Origin of the sequence: Nocardia yamanashiensis (genome assembly GCF_021183565.1) — a bacterium.
GTDB classification, from domain to species: domain Bacteria; phylum Actinomycetota; class Actinomycetes; order Mycobacteriales; family Mycobacteriaceae; genus Nocardia; species Nocardia yamanashiensis.
Genome location: NZ_CP089226.1, coordinates 4871623 through 4889352, shown reverse-complemented (window position 1 = coordinate 4889352; position 17730 = coordinate 4871623). Strand labels below are relative to the sequence as shown.

At 68.5% G+C, this 17730-nt stretch carries 19 protein-coding genes; 11 read left to right on the top strand and 8 right to left on the bottom strand.

Going from position 1 to position 17730, the window contains the following annotated elements; genetic code table 11:
• The first annotated feature begins 45 nt into the window (after positions 1–45).
• Positions 46–726, top strand: a complete 681-nt coding sequence (locus LTV02_RS23170; protein WP_233033769.1) for an MspA family porin — start codon at positions 46–48, stop codon at positions 724–726.
• A 72-nt stretch (positions 727–798) separates the two neighbouring features.
• Here LTV02_RS23170 and LTV02_RS23165 read toward each other — a convergent pair whose 3' ends face one another.
• The 4 genes from LTV02_RS23165 to LTV02_RS23150 form a co-directional block, all read right to left on the bottom strand.
• Positions 799–1188, bottom strand: coding sequence for a large conductance mechanosensitive channel protein MscL (locus LTV02_RS23165; protein WP_233033767.1), 390 nt, complete (start codon positions 1186–1188; stop codon positions 799–801).
• 113 nt (positions 1189–1301) lie between these two features.
• Positions 1302–1931 (bottom strand): SAF domain-containing protein, encoded by a 630-nt coding sequence (locus tag LTV02_RS23160; protein WP_233033765.1) that lies wholly within the window; start codon positions 1929–1931, stop codon positions 1302–1304.
• Between the two features lie 309 nt (positions 1932–2240).
• Positions 2241–2540 (bottom strand): FmdB family zinc ribbon protein, encoded by a 300-nt coding sequence (locus tag LTV02_RS23155; RefSeq protein ID WP_233033763.1) that lies wholly within the window; start codon positions 2538–2540, stop codon positions 2241–2243.
• Between the two features lie 70 nt (positions 2541–2610).
• Positions 2611–3228 carry a 5-formyltetrahydrofolate cyclo-ligase gene (locus LTV02_RS23150; RefSeq protein ID WP_233033761.1) on the bottom strand — a complete coding sequence of 206 codons (618 nt, stop codon included), beginning with the start codon at positions 3226–3228 and terminating at the stop codon, positions 2611–2613.
• 321 nt (positions 3229–3549) lie between these two features.
• Between LTV02_RS23150 and LTV02_RS23145 the strand changes: the two genes are divergently transcribed.
• The 4 genes from LTV02_RS23145 (at position 3550) to sepX (ending at position 7871) form a co-directional block, all read left to right on the top strand.
• On the top strand, positions 3550–4488 hold the full coding sequence (locus LTV02_RS23145) for a UTP--glucose-1-phosphate uridylyltransferase (protein WP_233033759.1): 939 nt from the start codon (positions 3550–3552) through the stop codon (positions 4486–4488).
• 69 nt (positions 4489–4557) lie between these two features.
• Positions 4558–5817, top strand: coding sequence for a molybdotransferase-like divisome protein Glp (glp, locus tag LTV02_RS23140; RefSeq protein ID WP_067710457.1), 1260 nt, complete (start codon positions 4558–4560; stop codon positions 5815–5817).
• Between the two features lie 8 nt (positions 5818–5825).
• Positions 5826–6476, top strand: a complete 651-nt coding sequence (locus LTV02_RS23135; protein ID WP_233033757.1) for a GNAT family N-acetyltransferase — start codon at positions 5826–5828, stop codon at positions 6474–6476.
• Between the two features lie 207 nt (positions 6477–6683).
• Positions 6684–7871, top strand: a complete 1188-nt coding sequence (sepX, locus tag LTV02_RS23130) for a divisome protein SepX/GlpR (RefSeq protein ID WP_233033755.1) — start codon at positions 6684–6686, stop codon at positions 7869–7871.
• A 183-nt stretch (positions 7872–8054) separates the two neighbouring features.
• Here sepX and LTV02_RS23125 read toward each other — a convergent pair whose 3' ends face one another.
• Together LTV02_RS23125 and LTV02_RS23120 are read right to left on the bottom strand one after the other, a co-directional pair.
• On the bottom strand, positions 8055–8963 hold the full coding sequence (locus tag LTV02_RS23125; protein ID WP_233033753.1) for a hypothetical protein: 909 nt from the start codon (positions 8961–8963) through the stop codon (positions 8055–8057).
• Positions 8963–9700 (bottom strand): ParA family protein, encoded by a 738-nt coding sequence (locus LTV02_RS23120; protein ID WP_067710464.1) that lies wholly within the window; start codon positions 9698–9700, stop codon positions 8963–8965. The genes LTV02_RS23125 and LTV02_RS23120 overlap by 1 nt, the downstream gene beginning before the upstream one ends.
• 346 nt (positions 9701–10046) lie before the next feature.
• Here LTV02_RS23120 and LTV02_RS23115 point away from each other — a divergent pair, with 346 nt between their 5' ends.
• Positions 10047–10829, top strand: a complete 783-nt coding sequence (locus LTV02_RS23115; protein ID WP_233033752.1) for a C40 family peptidase — start codon at positions 10047–10049, stop codon at positions 10827–10829.
• A 4-nt stretch (positions 10830–10833) separates the two neighbouring features.
• Here the strand turns inward: LTV02_RS23115 and LTV02_RS23110 are convergent, their stop codons facing one another.
• Entirely contained in the window at positions 10834–12405 is a 1572-nt protein-coding gene (locus LTV02_RS23110; protein ID WP_233033751.1) for a beta-N-acetylhexosaminidase, read from the bottom strand.
• Positions 12406–12585: 180 nt separating this feature from the next.
• On the opposite strand from LTV02_RS23110, the gene LTV02_RS23105 reads away from it, so the two are divergent.
• A complete protein-coding gene (locus LTV02_RS23105; protein ID WP_408639252.1) occupies positions 12586–13557 on the top strand; it encodes an SMP-30/gluconolactonase/LRE family protein in 972 nt (323 codons plus the stop codon).
• Here the strand turns inward: LTV02_RS23105 and LTV02_RS23100 are convergent.
• Complete coding sequence (locus LTV02_RS23100) at positions 13506–14168, bottom strand: TetR family transcriptional regulator (RefSeq protein WP_233033750.1); 663 nt, start codon at positions 14166–14168, stop codon at positions 13506–13508. The genes LTV02_RS23105 and LTV02_RS23100 overlap by 52 nt on opposite strands.
• Positions 14169–14280: 112 nt before the next feature.
• Here LTV02_RS23100 and LTV02_RS23095 point away from each other — a divergent pair, with 112 nt between their 5' ends.
• From LTV02_RS23095 to LTV02_RS23075, 4 genes are all read left to right on the top strand, one after another.
• Positions 14281–15147, top strand: a complete 867-nt coding sequence (locus LTV02_RS23095; RefSeq protein WP_233033749.1) for an SGNH/GDSL hydrolase family protein — start codon at positions 14281–14283, stop codon at positions 15145–15147.
• A gap of 220 nt (positions 15148–15367) precedes the next feature.
• A complete protein-coding gene (locus tag LTV02_RS39700) occupies positions 15368–16078 on the top strand; it encodes a GbsR/MarR family transcriptional regulator (protein ID WP_067710472.1) in 711 nt (236 codons plus the stop codon).
• Positions 16079–16221: 143 nt separating this feature from the next.
• Positions 16222–17088 (top strand): alpha/beta fold hydrolase, encoded by an 867-nt coding sequence (locus tag LTV02_RS23080; RefSeq protein WP_233033748.1) that lies wholly within the window; start codon positions 16222–16224, stop codon positions 17086–17088.
• Positions 17075–17677, top strand: coding sequence for a TetR/AcrR family transcriptional regulator (locus LTV02_RS23075; protein ID WP_233033747.1), 603 nt, complete (start codon positions 17075–17077; stop codon positions 17675–17677). The genes LTV02_RS23080 and LTV02_RS23075 overlap by 14 nt, the downstream gene beginning before the upstream one ends.
• Positions 17678–17730 lie beyond the last annotated feature (53 nt).

Below are 17730 nucleotides of genomic sequence, written 5' to 3'. Positions count from 1 at the left end.
AAACCTTCTCGCGCAAGCGAATTCAACCCCTGAGGGACATAAGAAATGAACATCCGTAAGACCGTGGCGCGGGCTGCCGGTATCGGCGCCGTCGCCACCGCCGCCCTTGGCCTGTTCTCCACCGGCGCCGCCAACGCCGATACCTTCGTGCCGCTGCCGGGCGGCGAACTCACCAAGACCCTGTCCGACGGCACCGTCGTGACCGTCAAGCTGGTCGGCGAGTCGGCGAACATCTCCGGGTCGATGGGTGCCACCCCGGTGCACCGCAACGCCTGGGTGTCGGCCTCCGCGCAGGTCGAGATCTCCGGCAACAACAGCGATGTCGGCGGCAAGATCTTCCCGGGTTACGTCGTCGGCTGCCAGGTCAACATCGCCGGCGGCGGTGCCAACGGTGGCGTCACCGGTGGCGCGTCGTGGGATTCCGAAGGCAATGTCACCCCGTCCGCCAGCGTCAACACCGGCGGCAACCTGACCCTCGGCCCCGGCCAGGCCAAGGCGTTCTACGTCCTGGATCTGGAGCAGGCCGACGACTTCGGCAGCGAAACCCACAAGGTGCGCAACAAGTTCTCGGGCTCCAGCGGTTCGGTCACCTGGGCCGACTCGACCATCGGCCTGTCCGGCTGTGGTGGTTACGCCCAGGCTCGCGCGTTCGTCTCGGTCGAGGTCGAGACCGACAACGTGGTCAGCTGGGTCACCCTGTGGGGCCAGCCCTTCAGCCTCGGCTGATCTGCCCACTGCTGTAAAACGAACGGGCCCGGTGCTTTCCGCACCGGGTCCATTCGTTTGTCCTGAGACCGTTCAGTTCTCGTGTTTGCCGCCGCCGCTGTTCTGGGCGAGCAGATCGCGGATCTCGCGCAGCAGTTCGTTGTCGGTGAGGGAGTCGTCGGTGGCGCCCCAGCGTTTCTTGGCGTGGGTGGCGGGGAGCACCACGATGAAGTAGAGCAGTGCCGCGATGATGGCGAAGTTGAGGGCCGCGGTGATGATCGGCCCGATGGCGACGAAGGTGGCGGGTTTGTCGGCCACCAGCTGGAAGCCGAGGCCGAGTGGGTTGGTGCCGCCGAACACCGCCAGCAGCGGGTTGATCACCCCGTCGCTGAACGCGGTGACGATGGCGACGAACGCGGTGCCCATGACGACGGCCACGGCCAGGTCGATCACATTGCCGCGCAGCAGAAAACCCTTGAACATTGCCGAAAACTCCTCTGCGTGATGGAGAGCATCCGTGCGGTGGGGTGAAGCCCCCACAGGGTCCAGCGAAGTCGTGCGATACCCCCGCGATGCTAGTTCACCAACCGTCCAGCTCAGTGGAACACGACCGTCAGCGCGCTCCGCAGCGAAGCCGCCGCGACCACCGCCGCCCGCCGCGCATCCAACGCCACCAGCACCACCCGCTCCGGCTCCCCACGCTCGGACCCCACCCCCGAAACCAGTACCACCACCGCATCGGACGCCAGCAACCGAGCCCCCCGCCCGCCACCCTCCTCCCCGGCCACCACATCCACCCGATCCCCACCCCTCAGCACCTCCGCAACAGCCTTGTCCGCCAACCGAATCGGCACGATCCGCCCATCCCCGTCCCCCGCCGCCACCCCCGCCAGCCGCGTCCCCACCACCCGCACGTCAGTCACCATTTCCCCCTCGGTCACGGCCCCCGCCAGGGTGGCCCCGATCGCCGCCCCGACCTGACGCACCACCCCACCGGGCAAGCTGTCCGCCGCCCGCCCCACCACCCGCAGATCCGCCGCTTCGAGCACATGCCCCGGCGGCATCTCCCGCGCCGCCACCACAACCTCGACTCGCCGCTCCGCAGGATCCCCCCGGACCGCGATCACCCCCGCCGCCACCACCAATACCCCCGCGACGCCGCGCCGCGCCGCCATCGCATCCACCCACCCCGGCCACCGCTCCGCCACCCCACGCACCCGAATCATGCTGGGCAGCTTAGGACTCCAAGCCCGCCGCCAATTTCCGAAAACCCAGGATGTGGATAACTGCCCAGCCTGTGCAAAACCGCCGACCCAAGCGAGATCCAGGCCGACACCACACCGGGATGACAAGAAGCCACCGAGCGGTAAGACAGACGTGTCACCACGGTTCGAGGCGCAGCCCGAAGAACGGGGTGCGGGGATGGCCCGAAGAACGGGAGTGTGGGGCTTGACTTAGCCCGTAGAACGGGATTCGGGCGTGGCCCCGATATGGGGGTGCGGGGGCTCAGCCCCCGTCCCTACTTTCGCGGGTTCTCAGGCTGCGGAGGTGCTGGAGCCGCTCGGCGCCGGGGTCGAGGACGCGGCGGGCGCCGGGGTGGAGGAGGAGCTGCTGTCCGCGGCGGACGAAGGCTTGGCCGCCTCGGAGGATGTGGACCCGTTGCGCGAGTCGGTGCGGTAGAACCCGCTGCCCTTGAAGACGATGCCGACGGAGTTGAACAGCTTGCGCAGTTTGCCGGAGCACGCGGGGCACGTGGTCACCGCGTCATCGGAGAAGGACTGCACGATGTCGAACTTGTTGTCGCACTCGGTGCAGGCATACGAGTAAGTAGGCATCGGGAAACCTCCACAGTCTTCGTCGATTTAGCACTCTACAGCTGACAGTGCCAACACTGCCAATCGGGTGTCAATTCCCGGCCGGTTCGTGCAGCTTTCGTAACCCGCCAGCGGGAGTGAGCACCCATCCCATTCGATGGTCGTGCGCCTCTTCCGGCAAACGCTCCACGACTTCATCGTCGCGCACCACGGCGATCAATCGCGCATCCGCCCGGCAGGTGCTCAGACTGCGATCGTAATAACCCGCCCCGCGCCCCAATCGCACTCCACGCCGATCCACCGCCAGCGCCGGAATCAGAATGGCCGCGGCATTCGCCAATCCGCCGGGTACGGGCTCCCCGTCCGGCTCGGACAACCCGAACCGCCCCGGCCGCAGGCGCTCCGGGCCGAGGTACTCCGCCCAGTCGAGCGGCCCGGGTGCGCCGGTAACCGGCAACAGCACCCGCGCCCCGCCGTCCCGCAGCGCGTCCAGCATCGCCACCGATCCGGGTTCGCTGCCGACCGGCACGTAAGCGCAGACCCATACCGTGTCCGGCCCGCCTCCGGATTCCGCGATCGATCCCGCGATCTCGTGCGCCGCTGCCGCGAGCGCCTCGGCTTCCCGATCGCGCACCTCGCGCGGCACCGCCTTGCGCCGGGCGAGGATCTCCTCCCGCCAGGCCCGCTTGTCCCGATCGCCCGCATTCACGCCCTCGAGCCTAGGAGGCCGTGCGATCCCGGCCGAAAGCGCGTCGGAACGACGGTCCGCTACCGCCGTGTGGGCCCGGGGGTTTGCGGGCGTACCGGTCGGGCTATTGCGTGAGGGGTGCCCCGACTCGCCGCGTTCGTGAGAATTCGCACGTTGCGGGAAGTGCGCCTGCGGGTGCGAACTCGACCCGAGGGTGCGAAGTTGAGGGAGCGGTCGGGCGTTCGGTGGGCTCACCGGGCCCGCGCGCCTTAGGCTCTCGGGGAACTCGGGACGGCGTCGACGCCGTCCCGGTGGATATCACGGATGGATAGGGTGAAGTTCATGACAGCTAATGGCGGCGGAACCGGGTCTTGCTTCCGCACCGCGGTGGTGCCCGCGGCGGGGCTCGGCACGCGGTTCCTGCCCGCGACCAAGACGGTTCCCAAAGAGTTGCTGCCGGTGGTCGACACCCCGGGCATCGAATTGGTCGCCGCCGAGGCCGCGGACTCCGGCGCCGATCGGCTGGTGATCGTCACCTCGCCCGGAAAAGACGGCGTGGTAGCGCATTTCGTCGAGGACCTGGTCCTCGAGGGCACCCTGGCCGAGCGCGGCAAGTTCCATCTGCTGGAGAAGGTGCGCAAGGCCCCGGCCCTGCTGGACGTCACCTCGGTCGTGCAGGAGGAGCCGCTGGGCCTGGGACACGCGGTGGCACAGGCGGAGTCGGTGCTGGACGACGACGAGGACGCCATCGCGGTGCTGCTGCCCGACGACCTGGTGCTGCCCTCGGGCGTGCTGTCGGTGATGGCGAAGGTGCGCGACACCTACGGCGGTTCGGTGCTGTGCGCCATCGACGTGCCGAAGGATCAGGTCAGCGCCTACGGCGTGTTCGACGTCGAGGTCCTCGAGGGCGCGTCCAAGGATGTGCTCAAGGTCAACGGCATGGTGGAGAAGCCCGCCCTGGCCGATGCCCCTTCGACTTTCGCGGCCGCCGGCCGATACCTGTTGGACCGCGCCATCTTCGACGCCCTGCGCCGCATCACCCCGGGCGCAGGCGGCGAGCTGCAGCTGACCGACGCCATCGCCCTGTTGATCTCCGAGGGCCACCCGGTGCACGTGGTGGTCCATCGTGGGTCGCGCCACGATCTGGGCAACCCGGGCGGTTATCTTCGTGCTGCGGTCGATTTCGCCTTGGAACGCGAGGAATACGGCCCCGCCCTGCGCGAGTGGCTGGAGCAGCGGCTGGGACCGAGCTGGAATCCGCAGCTCACCTCGTACGAGTGACGGGACAACCGTTGACGACGGGACAACCGTTGACGAGGTGTGCAGTGCGCGAGACCAGGGAAGGGCGGCATGCGCTCGGTTGAGGACCAGCAGATCAAGGTGACCGCGGCGGCTGTCGCGCCGCGGCCGGTGCGGGTCGCGATCTCGGAAGCGCAGGGCCTGCTGTGCGCCGAGGACGTGGTGACCGAGCGCCCCTTGCCCGGATTCGATCAGGCCGCCATCGACGGCTACGCGGTGCGCAGCGTGGACGTGGCGGGCGCCGGTGCGGAAATCCGTGACGAGGACGGCGAACCCGTCGATCTGACCCTGCCGGTGGTGGGGGAGGTGGCGGCCGGTTCCCGGCAGCCGATTCGCTTGCAGCCCAGGCAGACCGTGCGCGTCGACACCGGCGCGCCGCTGCCCACACTGGCGGATGCCGTACTGCCGCTGGACTTCACCGACGGCGGCCGCGCCCGGGTCAAGGTGTACGAACCGGTGCGTTCCGGCGATTACGTGCGCCGCATCGGTGACGATGTGCAGCCCGGCGATCTGGCCGTGCGCGCCGGCACCATCATCGGCCCGGCCCAGGTGGGCCTGCTGGCCGCGGTCGGCCGTGACAAGGTGCTGGTGCATCCGCGCCCGCGGCTGTCGGTGCTGTCGGTCGGCGGCGAACTCGTCGACATCGATCGCACTCCCGGCCCCGGCCAGGTCTACGACGTCAATTCCTATTCCCTGGCCGCCGCCGCCCGTGATGCCGGCGCGGACGTGAACCGGGTCGGCATCGTCTCCGGCGACCCCAAGCGCCTGCGCGATGTGGTGGAGGGCCAGCTGGTCCGCTCCGAGGTCGTGGTGATCGCGGGTGCGGTCGGCGGCTGGGCGTCCGAGCAGGTCCGCGAGGCCCTGGAGGGCCTGGGCGAACTGGAGATCACCCGCGTCGCCATGCATCCGGGTTCGGTGCAGGGCTTCGGCCTGCTGGGCCGCGACGAGGTGCCGACCTTCCTGCTGCCCTCGAATCCGGTTGGCGCGCTGGTGGTTTTCGAGGTGATGGTGCGGCCGCTGATCCGCATCGCCCTGGGCCGCCGCCATCCCATGCGCCGCATCGTGCGTGCCCGCACCATCCTGCCCATCGCCTCGATTCCGGGCCGCCGCGGCTATCTGCGCGCCCAGCTCATGCGCGACGAGCAGACCGGCGAATACCTGGTGCAGCCGCTCGGCGGCCCGAACGGCGCGTCGTCGCATCTGCTGGCGACCATGGCCGAGGCGAACAGTCTCATCGTGATCGATCCGGATGTCACCGAGGTGCGCACGGGTGACGAGGTCCGGGTCGCGTTTCTCGCGCAGCGAGGGTAGGCGTGGACATGAATGTCTTCCGGGCCGCCCAGCACCCGGGGTGGCCGGCGCATCTGGGTCCGGTGCGGGTGGCGGCGGGCACGGTCACTTTGCGGCCCATCCGTTTACGCGATGCCTCGGCGTGGAGCCGGATCCGCACGCGCGATCGGGAGCACCTGGAGCCGTGGGAACCGACCGGTCGCGGCGCGTGGGAGGCGCGCAATCACGGCGGCAATTGGCCCTCGCTGTGGTCCTCGCTCAAGGCCGAAGCCCGTCGCGGCGCGATGATTCCGCTGGTGATCGAGGTCAACGGCACCTTCAGCGGTCAGCTCACGGTCGGCAATATCGTGCGCGGCGCGCTGCGTTCGGCCTGGATCGGCTACTGGGTGTCCAAGGAGGTGGGCGGCCAGGGCGTCGCGACCGCCGCGCTGGCGCTCGGCCTGGACCACTGTTTCGGCGAGGTGGGCCTGCACCGTGTGGAGGCCACGGTGCGCCCGGAAAACCTTGCCAGCCAAGCCGTACTGCGGAATGTGGGTTTCCGCGAGGAGGGTTTGCTGCAGCGCTACCTGGATGTCGACGGCGCGTGGCGCGACCATCTCCTGGTGGCCATGACGGTGGAGGAAGTTTCGGGCACAGTGGTGGACAGGTTGATTCGCACCGGGCGCGCCGCGCGGGCTTGACCACAGCGAACACTGCTTCGATTGCCGGAGGCGGCAAATTGAGCACAGTGTGACTAATGGTGCAGGTGTGGTCGGCGCGCCTAAGGGATATTCCTGTGGTGTGGAATTAGCCTACGGACGTCGGTGGTGCGTCCGAAGTACCGCTGGAAGGCGCTGCGGTGCACGTCGAATGGAGAACTGTCAGGCGGGGACGGAGGTGTGAGCACGATGCCGAATTCGATCTTGTGGATTGGTCTGGTCGTGCTCTGGGTGTTCGTGCTGTTCCCCATGCTGACCACCCGCCATCCCCGCATCCGCCAGCACACCGACGCCGCCCTGGCCACCCGGGTGCTGCACCGCGGGGATGCCAAGCCGCGCACCAGGAAAGGTCCGGCCGCCGGACACGACACCGACCCGGACTACGTGCCGGTACGCAGGAAGCATCACCACAGCGATGATCCGGAGGATCGGATGACCAGATCGGACGACAGCTCCACCGCTGAATCGGACGAGAAGGATTTCGACACCGCCCGCGCACGTACCACCGGCGAGGCTTCCGCACCGCCGCCCGAAAACCCCGGCTCCGCCGCGGACTCGGCCGCCGAAATCGAGGCCGGGGACGAATTCGAGGCGGAGACAGCGGAATCCGATGCCGAACTCGGCGCGGACTCCGACAATGATGATCGTGCAGACCGCGAGGCGCGTGCCGAGTCCGAGGACCGCGAAGAGGATGCGGACCGTGAGGCCCGTGCGGAAGACCGCGACAATGACGCGGATTCCGTTGTGCTAGAAGAGGATTCGGCAGAGTCCGGCACGGGCCGGCGACGGGTCCGCCCGGAGTCCCCGCAGCGCGCCCGGGTCCCCGCCCTGCGCGAGCCCGAGCCCGAGGACGACCTCGGCTACGAATCCGACGAGGACGACGGCGATTTCGTGCCCTCCCGGCGCGGCCGCGGCGGCTACGACCCCGAGGCCGATGCGATCGCCCAGGCCGCCCGCTACACCTTCCGCCAGCGCGCCGTGCTCGGCCTGGTGCTGAGCACGCTGATCTTCGCGGCCGCCGGTTTCGCCATGTCCGCCACGCTGTGGTGGTTGTGTGCGCTGTCCGGCACGGTGCTGGTGGCCTATCTGGCCTACCTACGCCGCCAGGTCCGCCTGGAATCCGATATCCGCCGCCGGCGTCTGGCCCGGCTCGCGCGTCCGCGCGTCTCCACGGAGGACGAGGAGCCGTCGCGCGCCGCGGCCGCGCCCGCGCCCGATCGCGAGGAGACCCGCAATCAATTGCGCCGGGCGGTCCTGGTCGAACCCGATGACGAGGACCCGGCTTTCGAACATCTGGAACTGTTCGATGCCGCCACCGCCCGCGCCACCCGCCAGCGCGCCACCGCCGCCCGGGAACGCCGCGCGGTCGGCGAATAGCTCCTCCGCCTCTCCGCGACTTCAGCGCGCGGCTGAGAGCCGATATGCGTTGGCAACGCGTGCCGGCGGTTGCGAGCCGAACCTATTCTGGGCGTGCCCGGGGAGTTACCCCGATTCTCGCGAAATCAGTTGTCGCGTCCCCCATTGATCAACGGGGGACGCGACAAGCGCGACGGGGTGGGCTCAGCCCCTGCGGTCGCCCGCCGGGATCTGCCGCTCGATGAGTTCGGCCATGGTGCGGAGCTTGGCGGCGAACTCGCGCGCGGCGGCGGGATCCTCACCCGAGCCGCGCACTACCTTCTGGGTGAGCGCGGTGAGCCGGGATTCCGCGGTGCTGAACACATCCGCGGTGCGCGGCTGATCGTCCGGCAGATCGCCGCGCAGCCAGGCGCGCAGCCGTTGCACCACTTCACCTTCGTCGTAGTCGGCGGGCAGCACGCCGACCGCCTCCCGCAGCTTGCCCGCGGTGACCTTCACATCGGCGGCGAGGGTGGTGTAGACGGTCACCGCCGCGTCCTCGCCGTGCGCCGCCGCCACCGGCAGCAGCTCGCGAATCTGCCCCTCGTTGATGGACGGCGCCAGCGGATGCAGTTTGGCGGCCAGCGGCCAGGCCCGAATCAGCTTGTGCGCGTACGACCGCTGCATATCCCAGCGCTTCTCGACATAGTCGTCGAAGCTGGCGTGATCGGACCGGTAGAGCCGCCCGTCGCGGACGATCTGCAGGGCCCGTCCCGCCGTCCAGAACGCCACCCGCAGTGCGTCGATGGAGGATTCGCAGACTTCGAGCTGTTCCCGCTCCCGTGTACTCAGCGGCCCGTCGCCGGCCTCCGGCAACGGCATGTCGAGCACGTTCTGCGGTGCGGGCGGAGCCGCCGGCGCGACCGCCGCCGGCCCGATGATCGTGAGGATGGGATCGTCGGACCCGCCGCGCATCTCGGAGGTCACCGCCCGAAGCTGCGCCGCCCCATGCCATTCGGCGTCGCGCAGCGGCGAGACCGGTGGCGTGTGCTCGGCTTCGTCGGCGAGCGGATTGCGGGCGGCGGCGGGCGCGGACCCGCCGCCGATCGAGGACTTGCGCCGCTGTGGGGGCATCAGGCGGGCACCTCCACGGGAACGCGGGCGGCGGTCAGGTAGGTCGCGACGAGTTCGTCGCCGACCTGGCTGTACTCGCCGAGATCCTCGAGAGGATTCTCGGCTCCGTCTCCGACCTCACCGTCGGCGGCCTCGCGGTACCACTTCCAAGCGCTCACATAGGAATTGAACACCTCGTAGCCCGCGTCTTCGAGATTTCCGCGCTGCGAACGGTATTCGGTGGAGACATTGACGCCGTTCTTCATGGTGACCGGCACCTTGGTCATCAGCACCCGGACCCGGATCTCGCGCGAGCTCTCCGCGGCGGCCTCCTCGGCGGCCCGGTAGGTACTGGGCACCCGCTTGACCTCGGAGGGGCTGACGCTGGTGACCAGGATCAGTTCGTCGCTCTCGGGCACGGCGGCCTTGAAGATATCGGCCGATTCCCCGCCCGCGTCGACGATGATCACGTCGTAATTCCCGGCATTGTCGGTGATGCAGTCGTTGACGTGCCGGGACGGAAAGGCGATGAGCTCGAACGGCACCGGGATCTCGGCCTTCTGCAGCCGCCGGTACCAGGAGTACCCGGTCTGACTCAGTGGATCCGCGTCGATCACCAGCACCCGCAAGCGGTGCGTGTTGGCGAAATAGGCGGCGAGGAAGAACGCCGAGGTGGTCTTACCCACGCCGCCTTTGAGATTCCCGAGCGTGACTACGAGCGGTTCGGGAAGTTTCGGGGACGCAATGGATTCGGTCATGGACATCCTCCTGAGAATGGGGAGGGCACTGTAGACGCGGTCCAGTCTCACACGCGCGCGCGTGACGTCCCGGATTCGCCGCGCTGTTTCGCGGTTTTTATCGCTCGATCGAGACGAATTCCGGCTGTGTCCAATTGGACACAGCCGCTGATGTTTACGATTCCGTTATGAATAACACGCGTGTCATTCGTTGCGGCCCTCGATGTTCCGGCGAAATATGCAATCTCGGATCTGCTGGCAGTACCGAACTGGACGAAGTGTGTAGGGAAACCGAATAGCTTTCACGGCTGGATCGGAGGACCGCAACATGGATACGATCGGTGACAGACAGAGGGTTCTGGATTTCTTGCCTCGCCCGAGCTGGCGAGCGCTGGCAGCGGTGCTGCTGGGCGCGGCGGCCGTAACGGTGGCGATGATGTGCACCGCGGGCGAGGCCCAGGCGAAGCCGGTGAGCGTTCCCGGTATCGGCGAATTCGAGGTACCGAACGAGATCGCCGAGGTCGCCGCGAATTTCGGATTCCGTCCCGTGACGATTCCCGGGGTGGCCGATGCCGACGCCGCGCAAATGACCGCGGTCCCGGAAAACGAAACGATCGCCCCGGCGCCGGCCGCCGTGGCCGCGGTGGAACCCATTCCAGCTCCGGCGGTTCCCGAATTCCGCAATGTCATGGTCGCCGGTTTCGGAAATGTGGCGATCCCGAACAGCCTGCCGCTGTTGACCGGAATTCCCGGCGTGACCGATGTGCCGGTCACGACTTTCCACGCCGCCCCCGCGACCATGCCGAAGTCCAAGGGTGAGCGCGCCGTCGAGGCCGCCCGCTCCCGGATCGGCTCCAACTATCGCGCCGGCGGCAACGGCCCCGATTCCTTCGACTGCTCCGGCCTGGTGCAGTGGTCGTATGCGCAAGCGGGCGTGGATCTCCCGCGCACCAGCTACTCGCAGCTGAACTCCGGCACCCCGGTCGCGCTGGACGATTTGCAGCCCGGCGATCTGGTGTCCTTCTACGGCGGCGGCCATTCCGCGCTGTACGCCGGTGACGGCCAGGTGATTCACGCCTCCACCTACGGCAGCGGCGTGACCGTCTCGCCGATGGACAATATGCCGGTCACCGGAGCGCGCCGCTTCTGAGTCGTCAGGGCAGTCCCGCGGAGTTCGTACGCCGCACCAGTTCCGGATACGAGATGCCGTTCATTCCGGTCCACAGGTGCTGGGCCATCACCGGCAACCGGGCCCGCAACGGCCCGACGATCTGATCGGGAGTCATGACGGTCGGATCATCACACCAGAGGAAGACCATGGAGCCACGCAGCAGGCGCCGATCGGATTCGGGCAGGCGTTGCCCGTTGACGAAAAGCCCGGGTTCCCAGGCCCACAGCAATTCGGGCGGCGCGTTCAGATTGGCGGCCCAGCCGCCGGAGGCGAAATACGTGGGCGTGAACGCCGCATTGAGGATGGGATTGCCCCGCCGGGTGAACTCCTCGGGCGTGCGCCCGCCGGGCAGCCAGGGCAGTCCGCCCGCGCTGGAGGACCAGTACTGCACCACGATCTCGGATTTCGGCGTCAGCGCCGACGCATGGTCGAAGCCGTCGTTCCAGGCGCGCGGGATCTTGCCGAAGGATTCGACGATCCCGGCCGCCCAATCGGCGAAGGCGACGATGACATCGCCCGCGACCGCATCGGGTCCGATGGTCCGGGCGGCGTACGCGCTCAACTGCGGATACCGGCTGTAGTCCGAGACGTATTCGTCGCAGCCGATATGCCAGTACCGCCCCGGGAACAGCGGAATGAATTCCCGCAGGATGTCCTCGATGAGCCGGTACGCGTCCGGGTTGGTGAGATCGACCTTCCCCGGGATGCCGCCGCCGATGAGACTGTCCTGGATCGCGTCGGTGGCGCTGGTGCGCTGCGGTTGCAGGATCAGATCCGGATGCCCGGCCAGAATGACGTTCATATGGCTCGGCATATCGATCTCGGGAATGATCTCGATCCCGTAAGCCGAGGCGTAGTCCACGATCTCGCGAATATCGGCGGCCGTGTAGTGCTCCGGCGAGGTGATCTCCGGATGCGTCGTACTGGCCAGCCGGAACCCGAGGGAATCGGACAGGTGCAGTTGCAGCAGGTTCATGCGCAGGTAGGCGGCTTCCCGGATGCGGGCCTTCACCCAGTCGACCGGGAAGAACTCGCGCGCGGTGTCGAGCATGAGTCCGCGCTCGGGATAGTCCGGCCAATCCTGGGCGGTGCCGCCGGGAACGGTATCGGTCTGGCGCAGCCATTGCAGCGCGGTCTGGGTGCCGTGGACGATGCCCAGCCGGGTGGTCGCGGTAATGGTGAGCTGGTCGCCGACCGAGATCCGGTAGGCCTCGGCGGCTGCCGGCGCGGCGGCGTCGAGTCGCAGCACGATGTCGCCGGTGCGTGCGGTGCCGCCGGTGGCGGCGGGTTTCCCGGCCGCGGTGAGATCGGCGGCCAGCAGCCGGGCGGTCTCGCTCAGTTCCGCGTCGGCGATCACCCGGGCGTCGGCGGCGAGCCGGAAATCCGTTCCGCCCCCGGACCATTCGCGAATACTCGGCACCGTGTCTGGAAGTTGTTGTGGCGCAGGAGGATTCGCGTGCAGGGCCGGCGCGTTCAGCAGGGCGCAGGCGATTGCCGCCGACAGGCAGGCCGCCGCCCGGAATCGGCGGCGGGGCGGACGGGTGAGGCCGGACATCCTGATCCCTTCGGCAAGGTGTCGAGACCGGCACAAAGTACCAGCGTTGCCCGATTCGTCCCGGTGACTCGGCGAATCGGAACTAGGATCCTGTCACGGGTAAAGCCCCCTGAGCGATATACCGATTTACCCCCGGAACTGGGGTGACAACACTTCGATCGACTGAATCCGAGGTGCGGAATGAGCACGAGGAAAGCTCTCCTGGCGGCCCGCCACCCCCTGGCGGCCGCCCTGGCGACGATCACCTTCGCCGCGCTGAGCGTCATGACCGGCGCACCCGCACAGGCCGCGCCGGTATGCGCGGGCGCGGGACAGCCGACCGTCACGGTCGGGGTGGTCGGCGGCGCGGCCCTGGAAGGCCTGACCGTGGACGCGGCCGGCCGGGCCTTCACCACCGATCTGTGGTCCGGGCGGGTGTATCGCATCGACGCGCCGGGCGCGCCGCCGGTGCAGATCGCCACCGTGCCCAGTGGCGGCGGCGGTGCGCTGGCCTGGACGCCGGACGGGAAACTGCTGGTCGGTTATGGCGCGGACGCCCGGGTGCTGATCGGCGACGCCATCCGGCACGCCGGGATCGTGCAGATCGATCCGGACACCGGGTTCACCCAGCCGTATGCGAGCGGCCTGAGCGCCGCCGACGGTATGGATGTCGCGGGTGACGGAATCGTCTATGCCACCAATGATTTCGGCAATCTCATCGGCCGGGTGTACCCGAACGGCGTGGTGCAGGCGGATTGGGGGAGTCTGCCGAGCGCCAACGGCGCCGTTCTGTCCGGTAATGACGAATTCCTCTATGTGTCACGGACTTTCGTCAATCCGGGCGTGAGCAGGATTCCGACCAACGCCCCGTGGGCCCCGCAATCGATGCTGGATCTGGGCGGCGGTGACTACTTCGCCGCGCCGGACGGCCTGACCCTGGATTCCCTGGACCGCCCGGTGGTGCCGCTGAATCCCTCCGGCCAGGTGGTCCGCATCGACGCTCCGCAGCAGTTCTGCGTCCTGGGCGTCGGCCCGCAGTTCACCAGCGTGCTCAGCTACGGCCGTGGCGCCCAGGGCTTTTCGGCGGGCCGCCTGTTCGGGGCCACCTTCACCGGCCAGGTCTACGAGATCCCCGGCGGATTCGACCCGGACGCCCGCACCGCCACGCCCTGAGCCGCGGCGCCGACCGGTTCGGTGAGCAGGCCCACGATCATGGCGATGATGTGGTCCTGCGCCTCGGCCCGGTCGGCCGCGCTCTCGAACTGCTGGCGTTCGTAGTCGGCCAGCAGCGCGAACATGACCGTGCTCATGGCTTTCAGCCGGTAGCGCCGCATGGCGGGGGACAGCGCCGACATGGCCTTGTAGAGCCGCCCGACCAGCACCCGGGTGGCGGACCAGCGCTGCTCGTGCAGATCGGGTCCGCTCACCGCCGGATGTGCGCGGGCCTGTTCGAGGAAGCGCGCGTAATGCGTGGACCCCTCGCTGTAGGGCACATCGAACATGGGCCGCACCAGGATTCCCACCAGCGCCGCCACCGAATCGGGCGCGTCGGCGGCCTCGTGATCGGCGAGCAGTTCGGTGCGCCGCGATTCCAGTGCGGGCTGGTGCCGTTCGATGATGGCGCCGATGAGCCCATCGCGGGAGCCGAAGTGGTAGTGCACGGCGGAGTTGTTGCGCTGGCCGGCGGCCACCGCGATATCGCGCAGGGCGACATCGGGTCCGCGTTCGGCAATGGTGCGCTCACCGGCGAGCAGGATGAGTTCCCGGGCGTCTGGGCTGGTCACGGAGCCACTATAGCGCTTTCCGGACACGGATTAAGCAAAGTGGCTTCCAGATTTAAGCGAATCTGATTAACTCGTGACCTGCTGGAACCCGGTGCGACCCGAGGGAAACGATATGCGATCACTGTCCGCCGCCCTGACCGCGCTGACCTGTCTCGCCGCGAGCGCGCTGCTCTCGGCCCCGCCCGCCGCGGCCGCCCCGCGCTTCGAACGCTATGTCGCCCTGGGTGATTCGTACGCGGCGGTGGGCGACCTGCTCGACCAGTACGGCACCCCGGGCTGTTTCCGATCGCACAAGAACTATCCGAGTTACCTGGCGGCCGCACTGCGACCGGGGCAGTTCGTGGACAGCACCTGCGGCGACGCCACCACCGCGAATATGACCACGGCGCAGTTCGTCGGCCTCGGCTTCAATCCGCCGCAGTTCGACGCGCTGACGCCGGACACCGACCTGGTGAGCGTGAGCATCGGCGGCAATGATCTCAGCCTGCCGCTCACCCTCGGCCCGTGCGCGGCGCTGGCGGTCACCGATCCGGAAGGCAATCCGTGCGAGCGGTACAACTCGAGCGCCGGATTCGATCAGCTCACCGCCTGGATCGAGAACGAGATCCGGCCGCGGGTCGCCGCTGTGCTGCAAGGGATTCGGGATCGCCTGCCGAACGCCACCATCGTCGTGGTGAACTACCTGTCCCCGCTCCCGGTCGCGGACGGCTGCTGGCCCGCCGCGCCGTTCGCGCGCGGCGATGTCGCGTATCTGACCGCGGCATTGCGCCGGTTCGCGACGATGCAGCTGGAGGTGGGCGCGGCCGTCGGCGCGATCGGTGTGGACGCGAATGTCGTTGCCGGACATGACATGTGCCAGCCGGTGGGTACCCGCTGGATCGAGCCGCTGCTCCCCGCGGCGGCCACCACGCCCTTCCATCCGAATGCGAGCGGCACCCGGGCGGTCGCCGAACTGGCGGTCGCGGCGCTCGCGGACTGAGCCGGTCCGGTCGTTCGAATGATCGCGAACGCTACGTTGCGTTCACACTATTGATAATGAACGAATGAACACGAGAACGGTATAAAGCCAGGTAGATACACTATACAAGCTATCGAACCCGCTGCACCCCAAGGCAATTCCCCTGGTCGTGTGTTGCAATAGGAGGGCCCCGTTGCGCAAAGCTCGAGCCGCCTCGCAGCACTGATGAAGGAGAGCCGCCATGCCCGGAGGAAGACTCACGCCCGATGATCGGCGTCGCATCGCCTCCGGGCTGGCACAGGGTTTGGGGTACGCCGAGATCGCCCGGCAGCTCGGGCGGCCCACCTCCACCGTGAGCCGCGAGGTGACCCGCAACGGCGGCCCCGGCCGCTATCGCGCCGATCTCGCGCACGCCGCCACCGTGGTGCGTTCCCGCCGCCGGATTCCGCGCCCCAAACGCGTCGAAAGAGTCACCGGCGCGGACGAATACGGGCGCAGCTCCGAACAGATCGCCGAGTTCAGCGCGCAGTTCGGCGAGCTGTTCACCCAGACCGGGCTGCCCAAGATGGCGGCGGCGGTGCTGGCGCGGTTGTACGCCGCGGATTCCGGCAGCGTGACGGCGGGCGAGCTGGTGCGGCACCTGAGCGTCAGTCCCGCAACGGTTTCCGCCGCGGTCGGCTATCTGGAGAGCCAGGAGCTGATCCGCCGTGAACGGGATGCGGGCACCCGGCGCGACCGCTACTTCATCGACGAATCCGCCTGGTACCGGGCGACTATCGCGGGCGCGCGGTCCAACGAGCGCCTCGCGGCCAAGGCCCGGGACGGCGCGGATTCGCTCGGCATCGCCACTCCGGCGGGCATGCGCCTGCTGGGCATGAGCGAGTACCTCGATCAGGTCGGCCGGGACATGGTCCGCTCGGCGGAGCTCTGGCGGGACAAGCTGAGCGGCTGAGGCCGGGCAGCCACGGCCATCTCGCCGAATGTATTCGCCGACCGTCGCTGTCGCGACGGCCGGCCGACCTTCTTCGAGCCTGCCATAGACATACATACCGTATGTATGTAAAGGTGGGGAGGTACCCCAACATTGGAGAAGCGATGGCTCTCAGCGCATCACTCGGCCGGGCCCAGCAGGTCGATCTTCCCGGCGGCCGCATCAGGTACCACGAAACGGGGGCGGGCGCGCCGGTCGTCTTCGTCCACGGCCTCCTCGTCAATGCCGATCTCTGGCGCAAGGTGGTGCCCGGCATCGCGGCCGCCGGCTACCGCTGCCTCACCCCGACCTGGCCGCTCGGTTCCCACGAAATCCCGCTCCCCACCGCCGATCTCAGTCCCACCGGCGTCGCCGATCTGATCGCGGCCTTCCTGGAACGCCTCGATCTCACCGACGTCACCCTGGTCGCCAACGACACCGGCGGCGCCATCACTCAGGTGCTGCTCACCCGCGACCGATCCCGCATCGGCCGCGTCGTACTGGCCTCGGTCGACAGCCACGAGTACTTCCTGCCGCAACCGTTCAAGCTGCTCCCGCCGCTGGCCCGCATCCCCGGTGCGCTGCGCCCGCTCACCGAGTCCATGCGCATCCGCGCCCTGCACCGCCTGCCCATGGCGTTCGGCTGGGTCGCCAAACGCCCGGTGCCCCCGCAGATCGCCGATTCCTATCTGCTGCCCAGCCGCAATTCCGCCGCCATTCGAAAAGACCTGCGCCGCCTGCTGAAAACCCTGAACAAGCGCTACACCATGGAAGCCGCGAAACACTTCGGCGCCATCGATATCCCGGTCCTGCTGGCCTGGGCGCGCGAGGACAAACTCTTCCCCGTCGCCAATGCCGAACGCCTGGCCCGCGAATTCCCCGACGCCACCCTGCGGCTCATCGACGATTCCTACACCTTCCTCCCCGAAGACCAGCCCGAGTTGCTCACCGAGGCGATCCTGGAGTTCACTCGGCTGCATGCCACGCCGTAGCCAGGAGGACCGCTCGCGCACCACCCGGGCCGCGCTCGAGGACGCCGGTCGCCGGCTGTTCACCGAGCGCGGCTTCGCGGGCACCTCGGCCGAGGATCTGGTCTCGGCGGCCGGTGTCACCCGGGGCGCGCTGCATCACCACTACGGCGACAAACGCGGTCTGTTCCTGGCCGTGCTGGAGCAACTCGAGGTGGAGATCACCGCCGAGATCGAAACCGCCATCGCCACCGTGGATCCCGAGGATCTGCTGGGCGGCATGGCGGTCGGCCTGAACGTCTTCCTGGAGATCTGCCGCCGCCCCGCCATGCTCCGCATGATGCTCACCGACGCGCCCACCGTGCTGGGCTGGCAGGCCTGGCGGGAATTCGAGACCGAGCACAGCCTCGGGCTGATCACCGCCCAGCTGGAACGCGCCCGCGCCGCCGGGCTGATCGCCGAGGCCCCGATTCCGGTGCTGGCGCAATTGCTGATCAGCGCGCTGAGCGAGGCCGCGCTCATCGTCGCGCACGCCGACGACCCGGATACCGCCGGCGCGCAAGCCCAGCAATCGCTGCTGCTGTTGATCGCCGGCATCCTGCGTTCCGGATAAGACGTCCGATTGATGAATTCGTGAGCGAAGGTCTTGCGGCCGGCGGCGATCGC